The organism is Pseudomonas oleovorans subsp. oleovorans, from assembly GCF_002197815.1.
Classification (GTDB): Bacteria; Pseudomonadota; Gammaproteobacteria; order Pseudomonadales; family Pseudomonadaceae; genus Aquipseudomonas; species Aquipseudomonas oleovorans.
On the sequence record NZ_NIUB01000021.1, the window covers coordinates 76,879 to 93,332 of the forward strand.

At 57.8% G+C, this 16,454-nt stretch carries 17 protein-coding genes and 2 pseudogenes; 5 read left to right on the forward strand and 14 right to left on the reverse strand.

All coding sequences use genetic code 11. The features are described 5' to 3' along the window. Nucleotides 1-157: 157 nt before the first annotated feature. The 6 genes from PSOLE_RS14035 to PSOLE_RS14060 all read right to left on the reverse strand — a co-directional run bounded on the left by PSOLE_RS14035 (nucleotide 158) and on the right by PSOLE_RS14060 (nucleotide 5,054). Entirely contained in the window at nucleotides 158-601 is a 444-nt protein-coding gene (locus PSOLE_RS14035; protein WP_074860368.1) for a DUF411 domain-containing protein, read from the reverse strand. Then, nucleotides 591-1,433, reverse strand: coding sequence for a c-type cytochrome (locus tag PSOLE_RS14040; protein WP_003139525.1), 843 nt, complete (start codon nucleotides 1,431-1,433; stop codon nucleotides 591-593). Before PSOLE_RS14040 ends, PSOLE_RS14035 begins: the two co-directional genes overlap by 11 nt. A gap of 9 nt (nucleotides 1,434-1,442) precedes the next feature. Continuing rightward, nucleotides 1,443-2,534, reverse strand: a complete 1,092-nt coding sequence (locus PSOLE_RS14045; protein ID WP_074860370.1) for a copper resistance protein B — start codon at nucleotides 2,532-2,534, stop codon at nucleotides 1,443-1,445. Then, nucleotides 2,524-2,835: a hypothetical protein gene (locus PSOLE_RS14050; protein ID WP_074860372.1), complete on the reverse strand. Its 312-nt coding sequence runs from the start codon at nucleotides 2,833-2,835 to the stop codon at nucleotides 2,524-2,526. The genes PSOLE_RS14045 and PSOLE_RS14050 overlap by 11 nt, the downstream gene beginning before the upstream one ends. Nucleotides 2,836-2,847: 12 nt before the next feature. Next, nucleotides 2,848-4,653, reverse strand: a complete 1,806-nt coding sequence (locus PSOLE_RS14055) for a copper resistance system multicopper oxidase (RefSeq protein WP_074860374.1) — start codon at nucleotides 4,651-4,653, stop codon at nucleotides 2,848-2,850. 194 nt (nucleotides 4,654-4,847) lie between these two features. Beyond that, on the reverse strand, nucleotides 4,848-5,054 hold the full coding sequence (locus PSOLE_RS14060) for a co-regulatory protein PtrA N-terminal domain-containing protein (protein ID WP_003460125.1): 207 nt from the start codon (nucleotides 5,052-5,054) through the stop codon (nucleotides 4,848-4,850). A 283-nt stretch (nucleotides 5,055-5,337) separates the two neighbouring features. Between PSOLE_RS14060 and bufA2 the strand changes: the two genes are divergently transcribed. From bufA2 to PSOLE_RS14080, 4 genes are read left to right on the forward strand one after another with little or no spacing between them, the layout of a single operon-like run. Further along, nucleotides 5,338-5,598: a BufA2 family periplasmic bufferin-type metallophore gene (gene bufA2, locus PSOLE_RS14065; RefSeq protein WP_003460126.1), complete on the forward strand. Its 261-nt coding sequence runs from the start codon at nucleotides 5,338-5,340 to the stop codon at nucleotides 5,596-5,598. A gap of 44 nt (nucleotides 5,599-5,642) precedes the next feature. After that, on the forward strand, nucleotides 5,643-6,479 hold the full coding sequence (gene bufB, locus PSOLE_RS14070; RefSeq protein ID WP_004374664.1) for an MNIO family bufferin maturase: 837 nt from the start codon (nucleotides 5,643-5,645) through the stop codon (nucleotides 6,477-6,479). Further along, nucleotides 6,476-7,270 (forward strand): HvfC/BufC N-terminal domain-containing protein, encoded by a 795-nt coding sequence (locus tag PSOLE_RS14075; RefSeq protein ID WP_003460128.1) that lies wholly within the window; start codon nucleotides 6,476-6,478, stop codon nucleotides 7,268-7,270. The genes bufB and PSOLE_RS14075 overlap by 4 nt, the downstream gene beginning before the upstream one ends. A 50-nt stretch (nucleotides 7,271-7,320) precedes the next feature. Then, a complete protein-coding gene (locus tag PSOLE_RS14080; RefSeq protein ID WP_074860376.1) occupies nucleotides 7,321-7,635 on the forward strand; it encodes a hypothetical protein in 315 nt (104 codons plus the stop codon). Between the two features lie 19 nt (nucleotides 7,636-7,654). On the opposite strand, the gene PSOLE_RS14085 is transcribed toward PSOLE_RS14080, so the two are convergent. From PSOLE_RS14085 to PSOLE_RS14125, 8 genes and pseudogenes are all read right to left on the reverse strand, one after another. Next, nucleotides 7,655-7,855, reverse strand: a complete 201-nt coding sequence (locus tag PSOLE_RS14085) for a heavy-metal-associated domain-containing protein (RefSeq protein ID WP_003246756.1) — start codon at nucleotides 7,853-7,855, stop codon at nucleotides 7,655-7,657. 97 nt (nucleotides 7,856-7,952) lie between these two features. Continuing rightward, a complete protein-coding gene (locus PSOLE_RS14090; protein WP_074860378.1) occupies nucleotides 7,953-9,380 on the reverse strand; it encodes a UvrD-helicase domain-containing protein in 1,428 nt (475 codons plus the stop codon). After that, entirely contained in the window at nucleotides 9,370-11,097 is a 1,728-nt protein-coding gene (locus tag PSOLE_RS14095; RefSeq protein WP_074860380.1) for an ATP-dependent nuclease, read from the reverse strand. The genes PSOLE_RS14090 and PSOLE_RS14095 overlap by 11 nt, the downstream gene beginning before the upstream one ends. A gap of 173 nt (nucleotides 11,098-11,270) precedes the next feature. Further along, nucleotides 11,271-13,633, reverse strand: a pseudogene (locus PSOLE_RS14100) (heavy metal translocating P-type ATPase). Between the two features lie 5 nt (nucleotides 13,634-13,638). Next, a complete protein-coding gene (locus PSOLE_RS14110; RefSeq protein ID WP_003246761.1) occupies nucleotides 13,639-13,887 on the reverse strand; it encodes a DUF2933 domain-containing protein in 249 nt (82 codons plus the stop codon). A gap of 79 nt (nucleotides 13,888-13,966) precedes the next feature. Further along, the gene (locus tag PSOLE_RS14115; protein WP_003246762.1) at nucleotides 13,967-14,500 is read right to left on the reverse strand and encodes a cupredoxin domain-containing protein; all 534 of its coding nucleotides are present in this window, start codon (nucleotides 14,498-14,500) and stop codon (nucleotides 13,967-13,969) included. A gap of 147 nt (nucleotides 14,501-14,647) precedes the next feature. Continuing rightward, on the reverse strand, nucleotides 14,648-15,205 hold the full coding sequence (locus tag PSOLE_RS14120) for a cupredoxin domain-containing protein (RefSeq protein WP_003139550.1): 558 nt from the start codon (nucleotides 15,203-15,205) through the stop codon (nucleotides 14,648-14,650). 167 nt (nucleotides 15,206-15,372) lie between these two features. Next, entirely contained in the window at nucleotides 15,373-15,732 is a 360-nt protein-coding gene (locus PSOLE_RS14125) for a co-regulatory protein PtrA N-terminal domain-containing protein (RefSeq protein WP_003139552.1), read from the reverse strand. A 206-nt stretch (nucleotides 15,733-15,938) separates the two neighbouring features. Between PSOLE_RS14125 and PSOLE_RS14130 the strand changes: the two are divergent. Next, nucleotides 15,939-16,349: pseudogene (locus PSOLE_RS14130) on the forward strand (response regulator); the annotation flags it as partial. Nucleotides 16,350-16,454 lie beyond the last annotated feature (105 nt).

The following is a 16,454-nucleotide window of genomic DNA, read 5'->3' on the forward strand; positions in this document are numbered from 1 at the left end:
GATTGCCCGCTCGCTCCTTGGTCCTGCTGTCCCCTCGTAGTGCTCCTTTGGTTTGGAGACAGCCCTTGGCGCCCTAGGGCGCCTTTTTTACTTAGGTTAAAGGACGTATGAAAATGAGTCGGCCACTACACACAAGCGGCCGTGCTGGCAGGCAGTACTACTGGGCGGGATATTCTGCAACGACCTGATCAGAACCCGTCTTGGTCAAGCCAATGACCTGGTAGGCATGCTGTACGCCATCGACTTCCATGCCGGGGGAGCCCGCCGGCATCCCGGGAACAGCGATGCCCAGCAGATCATCGCGCTTGGTGAGTTCGATGACCTGAGCCGCCGGCACATGACCTTCGACGAACTTGCCGTCAATCACCGCGGTGTGGCAAGACGCTAACCGTGGCGCGACGCCCAGTCTTTGCTTCACTGCTGTCATGTTGCTTTCAACATGGTCGACGACTTTGAAGCCATTCGCTTCGAGGTGTGAAATCCACTTCTTGCAACATCCGCAATTGGCATCACGATGGGCATCAATCGTCAGGGCATCAGCTGCTTGAACCGCAGACGTGACGGAGAGAGCGGCCAGTAAGGCCAGATATTTAGCTTTCATGTACGTGCTCTTTGCCATCGGCGTGGGTGTGGGTCTTGGGCGAGGCGTTCGGAGCCTGCTCGGCGTGATGATCACCTCCGTTGGACGACGCCTCATCCCCAGCATGGTGGTCATCGCCACTCATATCCGAATGGTGACCTGCCTTAGGTGCGGAGCCACCCTCGCTATCCGTAGCCGCGGCATCGTGATGACCAGGCTCTCCAGCATCACCTGATCCATGATGGTCATCGCCACCGCCACTATTGTCATGATGGCCAGGCTTGTTGTCGCCGTGCTGTCCTTCATGGTTATGCATCTGCGTTTCCCCACCACCGTGCTGATGGCCGCCACTGGATGCGACGAGTGTTTGGTATTGCTTGGCATCCATCGTCGGCAGTTGGTTGAGGAAGGCAACCATGCCCCAGATGTACTCGTCTCCCATGCTCTTGCCCCACGCAGGCATACCCGTTGCCTTGATGCCATGCTTGATCACCCAGAACGCTGCTGACGGATTGCCATCGACACCGATCTTGGCGAGGTTGGGGGGCGCAGGATAAAGCGATTGGCTTAGCTCGGTCTCCGCCACACCTGGCGCCAAATGACAGCCGATACACATGGAGTTGTAGTTGCCCGCACCGGCGCGAATAAGAGCTTGATCATCCAGGTTGGGAACCTCGATGTCCCGCGAACGGACTTCGATAGAGCGGTCACGGGCCATCGTGAGAAACGCATGCACTGCAGGAAAATGGGGATCGTCGGCCCCCACGTTGACCACGCCAAAGTAGGCGCCGGCCAGGACAGCTGTGCTACCGACCACGCCGGCCGCCACCAAAGTTTTAATTGTTCTTTTCATGTCAGGTTCTCAAAACCACATCCGGATACCGGCGACAAAACGCGCCTCGTCTACATCACCGCCCTCGTCGCGCACCATGTCTGCCGTGTTGCCATAGGAGCGGCTCCAGGAAACCCCGATATAGGGGGCAAACTGCCTGACAATCTCGTAACGCAGACGCAAGCCGAGCTCGGTATTTGCCAACCCAGACCCCACACCTCGCTCAGGATCGTTCTTGCCGTAGAAGTTCATTTCGGCAGTTGGCTGGAGAATCAGCCGGTTGGTCAGCAGAATGTCGTACTCGCCCTCCAGTCGGGCAGCAGTTTGGCCATTCTCGCCGACGAAGGCCGTGGCTTCGGCCTCAAAGGCGTAAAGCGCCATGCCCTGGATACCGAAGGCGGCCCAAGTCTGCGGCGACTCCGGTTTGAAGTCCTGGCGAACGCCCGCGACGACATCCCACCAAGGGCCGATCGAGCGGCCGTACAGCAGCTGTAATTCAGCATCCTCGGTCACGCCGTTGGTACGCTCGCCTTTGGAGCGGAACCAGACCCGGTTGATATCACCGCCTACCCAGCCCGACGCATCCCAGGCCAGGGTGCTGCCCTCATCTGCGTCCTGGTATTCGAGCTGATCGAGCAGGAAAAAACTGTTGATGGCGCTGTCGTGAACCTTGTGGCCAGGTAATGGCGGGAAAGCCGCTTGGCGATCAGCATCCGTCAGAACGGGAATCGGCGTACGGCTGGTGGTTCTCGGGGCTTCAGCGGAGCCATGGTTCATCTTTGAATGATCCATGCCCTCCATCTGTCCTTGCATGGCGCCATGCCCCATCTTGCTGTGATCCGTAGCCTGGGCCTTCTCTTGGCTCTGGCCGTGGCCCATCTGGCTATGATCCATGCTGCCCGAAGCACCCTGCATGGCACCATGGTCCATCTTGCTGTGATCCATGCCCTCCATCGGCGCTTTGGCGGAACCGTGGCCCATCTGGCTGTGGTCCATCGACATGGAGCCGTGCCCCATTGCCGAATGATCCATTTCTTCCGCAGCCTGGGTAACGCCGCCGCTGAGTGCACTCAGCGACACGGCCAGCGCTATGAGGGACGGGCGTGAAAACCTAGTGGTCATGGTTCGAACCTGCTTCGGCTTCGGTGCCGCCATGCTTATCCATCATCTTCTCGTGCCCCATATCGTCATGGTTCATACCCTCATGATCCATGGCGCCATGATCCATCTGCTGGCCAGCGGCCTTGCCTTTCGATTGATCTGCAGGCTTGTCACTGGCGTCGGGCGCAGCCGACTCGGCAGCATGTTGTTCGTGCTCGCTGTGCCCCTCACCTGCCAATGACGTCGGCGCGTGCAGAACAGCCAAAAGACTGAACATCGCTGCGCTGCCAAACAGGGCATTACGCTTCATAAAAGTACTCATCAGAAATCTCCTTTACTCATCCACACGGACTTCACGGAACATGCCCATTTCCATGTGGAGCAACAGGTGGCAGTGAAAGGCCCAACGACCCAACGCATCGGCAGTCACCCGAAAGCTGCGCTTGGAACCTGGCGGCATGTCGATGGTGTGTTTACGCACCAGGAAATTGCCGTTCGCATCCTCCAGATCACTCCACATGCCATGAAGATGGATCGGGTGAGCCATCATGGTGTCGTTGACCAGCGTGATGCGAACACGCTCGCCGTACTTGAGGCGCAGAGGCTCGGCGTCAGAGAACTTGATGCCATCGAAGGACCAGGAGAATTTCTCCATGTGCCCGGTAAGGTGCAGCTCGATGGTGCGACTTGGTTCGCGACCATCCGGGTCGAGGAAGGTGCTGCGCAGGTCAGAGTACGTGAGGACGCGTCGGCCGTTGTCTCGCAAACCAATACCTGGGTCGTCCAACTTATGCGTTGGTGTCATGGTTTGCATATCGACCAGCGGGTTGTTGGTCTCTGAGGCTGGGTGTGCCTGCATGTTGCCAGCCATGCCAGCCATGTTTGAATGATCCATTCCTGCCATCTGGCTGTGATCCATACCAGCCATGCCACCCTGCATGCTGCCATGATCCATTCCCGCCATATTGCCCTGATCCATCCCGGCCATGTTCCCGTGATCCATACCGCCCATGCTGCCGTGGTCCATGCCCATGTCACCCATGGCAATCAGTGGGCGCGGGTCAGGGCTTGGTACCAGTGCACTCAACCCTTCCTGTACCGCAAGGGTGCCGCGCGCATAGCCAGTGCGGTCCATGGATTGTGCAAACACGGTATACGCCTGTTCGCTGTCTGGTTCGACGATCACGTCGTAGGTCTCGGCCACGGCGATACGGAACTCGTCGACGCTGACCGGTTTTACGTGCAGACCATCGGCCGCAACCACAGTCATCTTCAGGCCTGGGATGCGCACATCGAAGTACGTCATGGCCGAGGCATTGATGAAACGCAGACGAATCTTCTCGCCCGGTTTGAATATGCCGGTCCAGTTGCCATCAGGTGCCTGGCCGTTCATCAGGTAGGTGTAGGTGTAGCCACTGACGTCGGCGAGATCCGTCGGGCTCATCTTCATTACGGCCCACATCTTACGGTCGGCTACGGCGGCGGACCAACCCATCTCGCTTACGTCATCGATGAAGTCACCAACGGTGCGTCTGTGCTGGTTGTAGTAGTCCGACTGTTTCTTGAGCTTGGCCAGTACCCGCGTTGGATTTTCATCCGTCCAGTCGCTCAGCAACACGACGTAATCACGGTCGTAACTGAAGGGCTCGGGCTCCTTGGCATCGATGACCAGCGCGCCGTATACGCCGAGCTGCTCCTGGAGCCCAGAATGGCTGTGATACCAGTAGGTGCCGTTCTGGTTGACCTTGAACTTGTACTCATACATGCCGTCAGGGGCGATGCCATGGAAGCTCAGGCCAGGAACACCATCCATGTTCGCCGGCAGGATGATGCCGTGCCAATGGATGGAGGTGTCCTCCTTGAGGCGGTTGCGCACGCGCAATGTGACGGTATCGCCTTCGCGCCAACGAAGAATCGGCCCAGGGAGCGAGCCGTTGATGGTCATGGCCGTGCGCGCTGCGCCGGTGATGTTCACCGGGGTTTCACCGATGAATAGGTCGAATTCGTTACCAGTCAGTACGTTGGGCTGGCCGGGGCTGTTCACCGCCCAGACCGGCGTGCGCCACAGGCCAAGTCCGCCGATAATACCGGTGGCTGCCAGGCCTTTGACGAAGGTGCGCCTTGTGGTTTTGCTTTGCATGCCGTTATGTCCAATCCGTCAAATGAGCCGGTGATGGTGTGCCCGGTCTCGGGTTCATGGCTGCTTCAATGTCGGGGATTTACCCCTCAACTTTCCACGTCGGTGCATTGCACAATGCCTTACCGACGATGAGCAGTATGAAACTGCCATATTTCAACCATCCGGGTGATTACATTTCTGTAAGGTAGATGACTTCAGCAGTTGGTGTGCTCTGCTTGCTCGGTTGGACTGCTGGCTACAGGAGCCTCAACTTTCTGCTGCTGGGCCACCCGGTAGGCCTCCAGAGACGTCTGGCGTGCCTGCTCCATGCGTGCAAACGTGCGATCAGCACCGCCTTCGGCCATCGCCAGGCTGGAAACACTCAGGGCAGCAACTACAAACAGGGTTTTGATCGATTTCATTTCGTTAATCCTCAGAAGTTTAGAAGCCCCTGTAACTAGTGGGGACGAGCGTTAAGCTCGCTGCTACGTTAACCACGACGCCCTGTCAGCAACCTGATCCGAACATTACAGTTCTGTCAGTTTGCTATTTCTTTCTTGTAGGCCCTCCTGAAGGCTCGGTACTGTCTTCCTGCCCGCGCAGCCTTGCGGATTCCATGGGCCTGATCGGTAGCAATGCCTGAGCTAACTCGTTCATTCGCACCGACGGATCGCGACCATCAAACAATCAAGAGAGATAGCCACTATGTCGAACAAATCCAACGTAGCTACCGGTGCCGCCTTGGCTCTGGTGGCCGCCAGCCTGTTCTCCACCCTGCCCGTCCAGGCTGCTCAGGAAACCAAAGCAGCAGAAGTGAAGTGCTTCGGGATCAATGGTTGCAAAGGGCAGAACGACTGCATGACCGCGAAAAACGACTGCAAAGGCCAAGGCGAATGCAAAGGCCAAGGGTTCAAGTTGATGACCCAGACCAAATGTGACGAAGCCGGTGGCAAAACCAGCGAATAAGGCGGTTCAGGGGAGTGCATGCCACTCCCCTGCTGGAGTCTCGAATGAGTAAGCGCAAAACTCTGGGTTTCGGTCTTGGCCTTCGTAACGAGTATTACCGGCAGATCCTGGAGGAACGGCCTGCGGTCGACTGGTTCGAGATCATTTCCGAGAATTACCTGGTGGAGGGCGGCAAGGCTCTCTACTTCCTTGATGCGATCGGCGAGCACTACCCCCTGGTGATGCACGGAGTATCTCTTTCGATTGGCGGCTCACATGCCTTGGACATAGACTACCTACGACAGCTCAAGCAGCTGGCGGATCGGGTGCAGCCTCAGTGGGTGTCTGATCACCTGTGCTGGAGTCGAGGCAACGCCCATCAACTTCACGATCTGCTACCGCTGCCGTTTACCCAGGAGAGCCTGCTGCATGTCGCGGCCCGGGTGCGCTTGGTGCAGGATGTTTTGGAACGTCCCATCGTGCTGGAGAACGTTTCCTCCTACGTGCAGTGGACAACATCCAGCATGAGCGAGTCTCAGTTCCTCTCGGAGCTCAGTTACCTGACCGGGTGCGAGCTGCTTCTCGACGTGAACAACGTCTACGTCAGTTCGCGCAACCAGGGTTTCGACCCTTGGCAGTTCATCATGGAATTGCCGCACGAGCGGATTCGGCAAATTCACCTGGCCGGGCACAGCGATTACGGGCAGTACCTCATCGACACCCATGACCAGCCCATCGCTGATCCGGTTTGGTCTCTCTACAGCAAGACTTTGAGCTACTTGGGCCCGACATCGACCTTGATCGAGCGGGATGACCAGTTTCCGCCGCTGGAAGAGCTGTTGTCCGAATTAGCACATGCCCGTGCTATCGCCAAATCTGTGATATCGGGGGCCACCCCTTGAGCCTGATCGCCCTACAGACTGCATTTGAAACTTACCTGACAGGTGACAGTGCCCTGCCCTCCAACGAGCTTTTGGAGCAGATCCGAGGTAGCACAGCGCTGAGTGCTCTCGAAGGCCTGCAGATCTACCACAACGCTTACCGTTCGCGCCTGCTTGCGGTCTTGCGAGAAGACTTCCCTGCCCTGCTTCACTGGATCGGCAACGAATCATTCGAGCAGCTCGCACTGGCCTACTTGGCCGCCTGGCCACCACGACATTTCAGCATTCGCTGGCTGGGCGAGAAGCTGCCCGAGTTCATTAGCAGCTACGTCGAAGAACCCCAACTATCGCCGATGCGCGAACTCGCGGAACTGGAATGGGCCTTTACACTGGCCTTCGACGCTCAGGATGTCGAAGCGCTTTCGCTGGAGACCATGAGTGATTTTTCGGCTGAAGACTGGATTTCACTCAGGGTTTCCCTGACTGCATCTGCCCGGTGGTTGCAGCTGCAGTACAACACGCTGGAGTTGTGGAAAGCCGCCAAGTCCGGCAGCTTGCTGCCTGATATTACCCGCCTGCCAACGAACCTAGCCTGTCTTGTTTGGCGTCATGAACTCGTCTGCCAGTACCGGAGCCTGGAGCCAGCGGAGGCTTCGGCATTGCAGTTTCTCATCGAGGGCGGATCGTTCGCTGAACTCTGCGAGTCGTTGAGCGCCACGCATGGCGAGCAAGCTCCCTTGCAAGCCGCGACCTGGTTGAAGTTGTGGGTCAACGACGGTTTGCTAAAGCGCGGCCAGCTATTACACGAATGACCCGGAACCTTTAGGCTAGCGCTCTCTCTTTGGCCACTCCGAGCGCTTCTATGACTCACCGCATCATTCATTTCAAACAGCAAGCCTTGCTTGACCCGGAGACCTATCAGGCAATGCTGGCCGACGGCGTTGGTCACTGGGAGCGGCTTGCAGGAGAAGTCGTCGGCATAGAAGACGAAAAAAGCCACGAGTTCGCTGCATTGAAAAGCCTGTTCAAGCGCAAGCGGTACTCCTATGACACGCTGGAAATGCGCGAGCCAGGCGATCACTCAAACTGGCTTCGCGGCCGAGATGGTTCAGAAGGTATGACCAACGAGGTCACCAGTATCCCAGGGCTAAAAGAGCTCTCAGAACTGGGGATTTAGTGGGATAGCAGGTCAGCGCTCAAGCGCTGACCTGGGCCGAATAGCCAAGCTCCTGGATGAGTTCGCGGATCGATTCGGCACTTTCTGTGCTCTCAACGGTGACCTTGCCGGCCGCTCGATCCACTTCTACTCGTGCATCCTGATCCAGAGCTTGAATGGCCTTCGTGATTTTGCTCACGCAACTGCCACAGCCCATCCCCGCAACACTCAGACTAAACATGTCTTTCACCTCATTTCGTCCGCGGCTCAAGTTACCGCGCGGACAGCATCGACCTTGACACGATGGCAAGGTCAAGCCCATAAGCGCTACAAAAGGATCAGCCGTTTACCACGGGCGTAAGGATGGGGGTTGGTGAACACACCACGACATGCCTTGCGCCCCTCGTCAGTGCGACGTATAGATTCTGGGGGGTCATAAGCTCAGGATGCAGGACAACCGAGACATCCGCCTCCAGCCCCTTGAGAAGTAATGTGCTGCCTACAGAGCGTCTTGCGATCGGTCGGGCAAGGTGTCTATTGCGCTCTCGCGCTTGAATGGCTGCACTCAGAAAGTCGGCAGCACCTCCCACCACCGCTTGCATTGCAGACCGGCAGCAGTACAGAACCTCCGGTCGGTATACACGTGCCCCGTGCTGCTCAGCGAGCGTATCGATCACACGGAGCGCTTGCCCCAATGTTGGCGCTGCTACGAAATCGATCGCCGCAGCCTCGGCCGCGGTCGGAGGCGTTCGGGCCCTTCCTGCACGCAGCGACTCCACGCGCGTTCGCAGGTTTGCTGCACCTACCCCCGTCATTACGCTGGAAGCAAACTCCACAAGTTGTGCCAGAGCATTGGCACCCTGCAAGTCAAAGTTCCTGGCGAAGTTGACGAGATCTCTCAGGTCGACGGCTTCTACGGCCATGGCACCGGGTGTCTGGCTCGTGAGCTGATGGCGACCTTGCACGTTGATGGAGTCCCCGATGATGAGGACGCTACCCTGAGCGTTGGGAGCTTCGGTTCTCGCGGCCACCAGTCGCTGCTGAACTTCGGTTCCGGCGTTTAGCTGCACCCAACGCACTTCTGCTGGAGCCGTGCGCAGATCCACCGGCTGACCAGCTTGAAGTTGTTGCCTTATGGCGAGCAGCCACTGCCCGAGGTTCTCAGCTCCAGCCAGCCGCCAGCGCCACGGTATCCTCAACTCTCCCGCTGCGGGAAACAGGGGTTGCACCTCATTCGCCCAATGCACCAGTCGATTGCCACGGAAGCTGAATATGGCTTGCATCGGGTCACCGAGCACGCAGGTCGGAAGCACCTGGGCCAAACCAGACACGATGGCGTGCTGGACGACGTTGCAGTCTTGGTACTCGTCGACAAGCAACCGTGCATAGGTGGCGCGAAGGGGCTGAGCGAGGTGACCGGCCTGCAACAACTGCATGGCGGCCTCCCGAATTGCCGGGTAGTCAGTATTGGGTTGATGCAGCTGTAGGATCTGCGGGTTATGGCCGCTTCGCGCTGGGAACTTAGCGATCAGGCGCATCGAGAATCCGTCAATGGTGGAGACTCGATATGCGGAGTTAGGAACACCGGCTCGTCTCAGGCGCGCCCGTAAGGCCGCAAGGCCGGCGTTCGTATGCGTTAGTACGAGGATGGGTTTGCTCTGCGTATGCGCGATGAGCGTCTCGGCAATCAATTGCGTTTTTCCACAACCTGCGGGGGCCGTTATGGAGCCACGCTCGATAGCGAAAAGATCAATCTCAGGGGGCACTTGTAAACGTCCAGAGCTGATTCGTGACTGCCATGAAGCCCGGGTCGGCGTTCTGTAGAGACGGGCCGACGATGTCCCTTGCAACCTCCTGATAGGTTGTCAACGACTTGAACCACCCGCTGTTGCGGATACGAGATGCAGCTCCCAAAAGCTCTCGCGTCGCGGGCAAGTAGCCCTGAATAAGTCTTTCAGCTTTGATGTCATGTAGTGTCACACGTCCTTGGGACTTCGTCTGAATGTGTGCGTTCATCAGCTCTGCACCCACTATTGTTTCGGCTTTCGCCAGAAGTGCATCGAGTGCTTGCTCACTGAGATGGCGGAAGATCTCGTCCTCCAGAGTGAGGCCTGGTCGCCATGTAAGAATTTGCCCGCCGGCGGCCAAGAATGCTTCAGCGAGCCCCGCGGTCGAAGGCTTGTCGGCATCTACAAAAACCATCACGCGGTAACCCAAGTTCAGAAGTGCTGTTCCCCGGATAAGACTGTTATCGGGGCTTCCCCCGCCGGCGTCCACATACGCGCCGCCATGGGCCAGGAATGAGGTAGCGCCAAGACTGACCCACCATTGGTCAAGGCCACGCGCGAAGCCAACCTCGCTGGCCCCCTCGCAAACGATGATGGATTTGGCGAGGAATGCTTCGGGGTCCTTCCGAAGGGTACTTTGTACCTCGTTGGCTTCCCCAGCTGGCATAACACTGTGGCGCTGAGGTGCTGACCGAACAACGAATAACTGGCTGCCGGACAGCTCGCGCAGCGCGACCGGCGAGTGCGTCGTCATGAACACTTGCAACGGAGCGGCAGCGTCCTTTGCACCCAGCGAGTCCAGGAATCGCATGAGCCGATGAGGTTCAAGCCCGTATTCCACCTCATCAACCAGGGCAATTGGCGCGGCGCTGGCCGCAGCCCTTTGAAGCCCTGCCACTAGCAAGCGTGACGAGCCCGTGCCAAGGGAGCGCAGCGGAATACCTGTTTCACTGTGCAGCGCGATCGCCCCCTCGCCAATCGACACAGAATGTGCGTCAAGGAGCGCCTGAGGCATAGCCCCGACCGAAACGCCAAGATGCTGTGCTGTGCGTTGCACGACCTCAAGCGTCTGGGTCAGATGTTCGGCTGCTTGATTACCAAAGTTCGCTCTTGCTTGCCTAGCGGCGCGCGCCAGTTCAGCACCAAGCTCGGCGCGCTCATCGGTAAGTCGATTGAGCACTGAGCCACGACTCCACGACAGGTTCGAGCTCGCAAAGCTGCCGATACGGGCGGGCGCTAGTGCCGCTCGTTCTTTCCAGGGAAGAGTGCGTTCAAGTTGCTGCTGCTCCGCGCGCTCGGAGAAAAGTGTCCAAACAGGCTCCAAATCGGCACCAACTTGCAGACCCAAGGTGATGACGGTCTCCAGCCCCGCTCGCGGTTCGTCTTCGACTTCCCCCGTACCGGGATGGAATCCACGCAAGAACTCGCCGTAGACATCGATATCCATCAGCGATAACGGCAGATCGCCAAGCGCCACGCTGATGGTGATGGGTACATCGACGTTTAATGCGAAGAAGTCCATGTCGCCGAACGTGCCGCCTCGGCGGGCGCCGACGCAAAGGTCAATCGCGTCCAGGATGCTGGACTTTCCACTATCGCCAGGACCTATGAGGCAGTTAATTCCTGGGGCCGGCACCCAGTCGAGCGCCTGGATAGATCGGAAGTTGCTGATAATCAGTCTGCGAATGCGGGCCACGGAGAGTCCTCATGGGTTAACGACGACCAGTCTCCTACCCGCAGCGGCAACAGTCCATCGAACGTCACCTCGTCACTATGTGTTGCGACAGATAGGTCGGACCGGAAACTACCGTACGGCATTTTCCGGTCAGATGCGCTTCTGAATAATCACCTGGTCGGTGGTATGGAAGCCTATCCGATGTCCGTTGATTTCAACCTCAGAGCATTGAAGACCACCGACGCCGAGCTGACACTCATCGCCAGCGCAGCAATCAAGGGCGACAGAAGATGCCCCGTCAGCGGGTACAGCAGCCCCGCTGCTAGCGGGATTCCCATCGCGTTGTAGAGGAACGCAAAGGCGAGGTTCTGCCTCATGTTTTTCACGGTTGCCACTGACAGGGTGCGCGCTCGCAGGATGCCCATCAGATCTCCCTTGACCAGCGTCACTTGGGCGCTGTTCATCGCCACATCGGTACCGGTGCCCATGGCGATACCTACGTCAGACCTGGCCAGGGCGGGCGCATCGTTGATGCCGTCACCCGCCATGGCGACACGACGGCCATAGCCCTGCAAATCGGCGACCAGTTTCTCCTTATCCTGCGGTTTGACCTCACCATGCACTTCCTCGATTCCGAGCTGCTTCGCCACGGCTCTTGCTGTGGTGAGGCCATCACCAGTGGCCATGATGACCTTTACGTCTTCGCTTTGAAGCTTGGAGACAGCCTGTTGAGAAGTAGGCTTGATCGGATCGGAAACGGCCAGGAGTCCCGCCAGGCGACCATCAACGGCCAAATAGATGATGCTGATGCCTTCCAGACGCAGTTGCTCGGCGCGATTGCGCAGCGGGGTAATATCGACGCCCGCCTCGTCCATCAGTGCGGTGTTGCCGAGCTGCAGCTGATGGTCATCGACCTGGCCGCGCACACCAATACCCGAGCCTGATTCGAAAGTGTCCGGTTTGACCAGTGCAATGCCCTGACCGCGCGCATGATCGACGATGGCATGAGCCAGCGGGTGCTCACTACCCTGGTCGAGACTAGCAGCCAGGCGCAGCACTTCATTGGAGTCGTAACCGCCTGTCCCTTCCGCACTATGGAATACGGGACGCCCCTCAGTCAGGGTTCCAGTCTTGTCGACGATGAGCGTGTCGATCTTGCATAGATTTTCGATGGCGCTGGCATCGCGGAACAACACACCGCTGCTAGCGGCCTTGCCAGTCGCAACCATGACGGACATCGGGGTTGCCAGACCCAGAGCGCAGGGACACGCAATGATTAGCACCGCCACCGCATTGATCAGGCCAAATACCCAGCCTGATTCCGGCCCTAATAGCCCCCAGCCGAAGAAGGTCAGAATCGCGATCAGGATCACCCCGACCACGAAATACCCTGCCACCGCATCAGCCATACGCTGCATGGGGGCCTTGGAACGTTGGGCTCTGGCCACCATCTGAACGATCTGCGACAGCATGGTCTCGGCACCGACCTTCTGCGCCTCCATCACCAGGCTGCCGTGGGTGTTCAGGGTGGCACCGATAAGGGCATCCCCTACCCGCTTGGTCACGGGTAACGGTTCTCCGGTAAGCATCGACTCGTCGACGGCGCTCTCACCCTCTAGAACCGTACCGTCCACCGGGACTTTCTCTCCCGGCCGGACACGTAGGTGGTCGCCCTGATGGACATGTGTCAGCGGAATATCTTCTTCCTGGCCATCGGGCTTGATGCGACGCGCAGTCTTTGGTGCCAGCCTCAGCAGTGACTTGATGGCTGCCGAAGTCTGCGAGCGGGCCTTGAGTTCGAGCATTTGGCCCAACAGCGTGAGTGAGATAATCACTGCGGCTGCTTCAAAATAGACGCCGATACGTCCGTCCTGGGCAAAGGCCGCCGGAAACCACTGCGGAACCAAGGTAGCGGCCACGCTGTAGAGGTAGGCAGCGGCCGTTCCCAAACCGATCAGGGTCCACATGTTGGGGCTGCGGTGGCGGATGGAGTCAATGCCGCGGGTGAAGAATACCCAGCCACCCATAGCGTCACGGGCGTCGCCAGAGCCAGCTCGACCCAGTTCTGGGTCGTGCCATGAAACAGTTGCAAGGAATGGCCGGCCATCGCCAATACGGTCACGATGACGGTCAACGGTAGGGTCCACCAGAACCGCAGCGAGAAGTCCTTCAGCTCTGGGTTTTCCTCCTCTTCCAGCTCCGGGATGACAGGTTCCAGCGTCATCCCGCAGATCGGGCAGTTTCCGGGAGCCGGTTGACGGATTTCTGGATGCATCGGGCAGGTGTATTCAGCACCTACAGGTGTCGATGTGGGTGCTGGAGTCGCGTGCTGGTGATGCTCCCCATGAGACTGATGGCTCATGTACTGATGAGGATCTGCTTGGAATTTCTCTAGGCACTTCGCACTGCAGAAATGATAGGCCTTCCCTTCAAAGCTCTCGCGATAAGGGCCATCAGGTTTGACCTCCATGCCACACACCGGGTCGCGCTGGCTCTCGGAGTGGGCGTGCGAGTTATGTGAATGATCCTGGTCATGATGGCAGGAGGTCTTTTGCATGCGATCTATGTCCTTTCTTCGTCCTTGGAAACAGCGGTGCTGCTGGAGTGGGAGTGCCCGCCGTGATTGTGGCCAAACAGATGCATCAGCGGGCATAGCAGCAGGATGAGGTACGGCAGGGCCTGCGAAAGATGACCGTAATGCTCACGCGCTACATAGAAGATGCCGATTACGGCCAGCATGATCAGCGCAATGCCAATCTTGCTCTTCCAAAAAGGCGGCTCAGTGGTACTGGTGTGATGGGTATGGTCCACGACAATAGCCTCGTTTCAATGGCGGCCGGATCAGTATAGGTGTCTCAGACTGGACGGAGTTGGCGAGTATCAATAAACGTCAGCGTACGGTCACCTTACCGACCATTCCCGACTGATAATGTCCTGGAATATTGCAGGCGAACTCCAGTTCGGTGGCGGCGGAGAAGGTCCAGATCAACTCTTCGCGTGCTCCAGGTTCGACAAGAACACTGTTGGGGTCATCGTGTTCCATACCGACCATCTTCATGCCGCCCATGGCATGGCCCATATTGCTCATGTCATGTGCACCTGTAGGGGACAGCGTGCCGTTCTGAAACATCGCGGCCATCTCTTTCTGGTGCGCGGCATGGGATGCCGCTTTGCCAAGATTGAATTCGTGTAGCAATGCACCGTCATTTTTCAGGACGAAGCGAACTGTCTCGCCTGCTTTGATCTCCATTGCTTTGGGTTCGAAGAAGATGTCCCCCATCCGGACTTCGATGGTGCGATCTACTGCCTGACCGTCTCCCGGTTGCCCAATACTGTCTTTCTTGTGGCCCGGGCTGGCCAGCGCATTGGCAGCACTGAGCAGCAAGCCAAGGGTGGTGATTATGAAAGCGGGTCTGAGTTTCATGGTGTGCCTCTGAGGTGTTGAGGAGGGATGAGTCCCGATGCTAATGAGGTGCAGCTGGCGGTACGCTGACGTGAAAACTACATCGCAGTAAGGTTCGTCAGATCGGTGCTACCCAGCTCGCGGCCAACGGGTAGCACCGATGCCGGACTAACGCAGAGCAAACTCACCGACCATCCCCGCCTGGTAATGCCCAGGCAATGTACAGGCGAAGCTCAAACTGCCCGCCTTAGGGAAGGTCCACACGAACTCTTTGGTTGTGCCGGGCTCGACGAGAACCGCGTTCGGGTCGTCATGCTTGGCTTTGATGACTTCCGGATAGCCTGGAGGGTTGGAGTCTCCCATGCCATAACGCTCATGCCAGACAATGCGCTCGGCCATGCCGGTCGGGGTCAGTGTGCCGTCCTTGAACAAGGACGCCATCTTGCGCTGGTGCTCCAGCTGGGACGCTGCCTGCCCGATGTTGAACTCGTGCATCAACGCGCCCTCGTTCTTCAGAACGAAGCGCACGGTTTCACCTGGCTTCACATCGATCGTTTTCTGGCTGTAGTTGATGTCGTCCATCTTTACCAAGATGGTACGAGTCGCTGGCGTCGCCTGGGCCTGCTGCCCAATGCCATTGCTACTGCCGCCGACCTCGGCAAATGCCGGAAAGGTGGTGCTGATGAACAGAGTGCTGATCAGCAGTTTAAGGGGTAAGCGTTTCATGGTGAGACCTCGAGATGGGTGCTGGAAATCTCATGCTATTCCCCGCTTGCTGCCAGGCCGCTGACCCCAAAACTACAATTGCGTCAGCTGGGAAAAAGCACGGCGCCATAAAGGCGCCGCTAGGCCGAAGGAGCAATCACGAAAGGCCTGTAAGATGGGGGAAATCTTTACTGATGGCATTCCTTGTCGGCCATCATCAGCTTGTGCTCTCGAATCATTTGACCCAGCACGTCGTCTACCAGCTTGTCATGCTTTTCCATCCAGGCCAGATGCTCTTCGGCAGACATGTTTGGCGCGGGATGTTCGTTGTGCAGCTGGCTCATGATGTCTTCGAGCATGTTCATATGCTCCTTCATGTGCACATGCCGCTCGCCGACCGGGGCCTTCTCCGCCTGGATCAGCACGGCTTCTGCTTTGTCGCGCATCTGCTGGATGCGCTCGAATACACGGTCGCTGCCCCCTTCGGCCCAAGCCATGGAAGACAGCAGTAGCGAACCAACCAGAAGCAAAGGTTTCAGCGATTTCATGGGCAGTCTCCATCAGTGCAAACTATGGCCGGCACCTCTGCTTTTGGTCTGTCGAGGGCCGAGAGCACAACCTAGTACTCATGCTTGCACCCTAGACAAGCCACCCTGTCAGTGAGCTGAAGTCAGAATTACATTTTCGTAAGCTTCTGGTTGGGGCCGCGGTTTGCCTGCAAACTCAGGCCACCCGACTTTTGGAGTCTGCACACATGAAACTACTGGTAGCTGAAGACGAACCCAAAACCGGTACGTACCTCCAGCAAGGTCTCACCGAGGCTGGGTTCAATGTCGACCGGGTTATGACCGGTACAGATGCCCTTCAGCATGCACTTAGCGAAGCCTATGACCTGCTAATTCTGGATGTAATGATGCCTGGGCTGGACGGTTGGGAAGTGCTGCGCATGTTGCGCGCAGCAGGAAAAGACGTCCCCGTACTGTTCTTGACGGCACGCGATGGTGTGGAAGACCGCGTTAAAGGGTTGGAGCTGGGTGCGGACGACTACCTGATCAAGCCATTTGCTTTCTCAGAGCTTCTGGCCAGGGTCAGAACGCTGTTGCGCAGAGGTAATGGTTCGCCGACGCAGACCACCATGAAAATGGCTCTGTCTGAGTTATCTGTTGCAGTGGTCTAAACTGAATCGTGATCTTTCCCAGCATGAGGGATCTATCATGAAAGCGGTTCAGTTTTCGCGGTGGATGGCACAGCTCTCCAGCCTCAACCCAGA

Bases quoted from the DNA above. Each gene is read 5' to 3' on its own strand.
- PSOLE_RS14035 (WP_074860368.1), bottom strand. From the start codon at position 601: ATGAAAGCTAAATATCTGGCCTTACTGGCCGCTCTCTCCGTCACGTCT.
- PSOLE_RS14040 (WP_003139525.1), bottom strand. From the start codon at position 1,433: ATGAAAAGAACAATTAAAACTTTGGTGGCGGCCGGCGTGGTCGGTAGC.
- PSOLE_RS14045 (WP_074860370.1), bottom strand. From the start codon at position 2,534: ATGACCACTAGGTTTTCACGCCCGTCCCTCATAGCGCTGGCCGTGTCG.
- PSOLE_RS14050 (WP_074860372.1), bottom strand. From the start codon at position 2,835: ATGAGTACTTTTATGAAGCGTAATGCCCTGTTTGGCAGCGCAGCGATG.
- PSOLE_RS14055 (WP_074860374.1), bottom strand. From the start codon at position 4,653: ATGCAAAGCAAAACCACAAGGCGCACCTTCGTCAAAGGCCTGGCAGCC.
- PSOLE_RS14060 (WP_003460125.1), bottom strand. From the start codon at position 5,054: ATGAAATCGATCAAAACCCTGTTTGTAGTTGCTGCCCTGAGTGTTTCC.
- bufA2 (WP_003460126.1), top strand. From the start codon at position 5,338: ATGTCGAACAAATCCAACGTAGCTACCGGTGCCGCCTTGGCTCTGGTG.
- bufB (WP_004374664.1), top strand. From the start codon at position 5,643: ATGAGTAAGCGCAAAACTCTGGGTTTCGGTCTTGGCCTTCGTAACGAG.
- PSOLE_RS14080 (WP_074860376.1), top strand. From the start codon at position 7,321: ATGACTCACCGCATCATTCATTTCAAACAGCAAGCCTTGCTTGACCCG.
- PSOLE_RS14085 (WP_003246756.1), bottom strand. From the start codon at position 7,855: ATGTTTAGTCTGAGTGTTGCGGGGATGGGCTGTGGCAGTTGCGTGAGC.
- PSOLE_RS14115 (WP_003246762.1), bottom strand. From the start codon at position 14,500: ATGAAACTCAGACCCGCTTTCATAATCACCACCCTTGGCTTGCTGCTC.
- PSOLE_RS14120 (WP_003139550.1), bottom strand. From the start codon at position 15,205: ATGAAACGCTTACCCCTTAAACTGCTGATCAGCACTCTGTTCATCAGC.
- PSOLE_RS14125 (WP_003139552.1), bottom strand. From the start codon at position 15,732: ATGAAATCGCTGAAACCTTTGCTTCTGGTTGGTTCGCTACTGCTGTCT.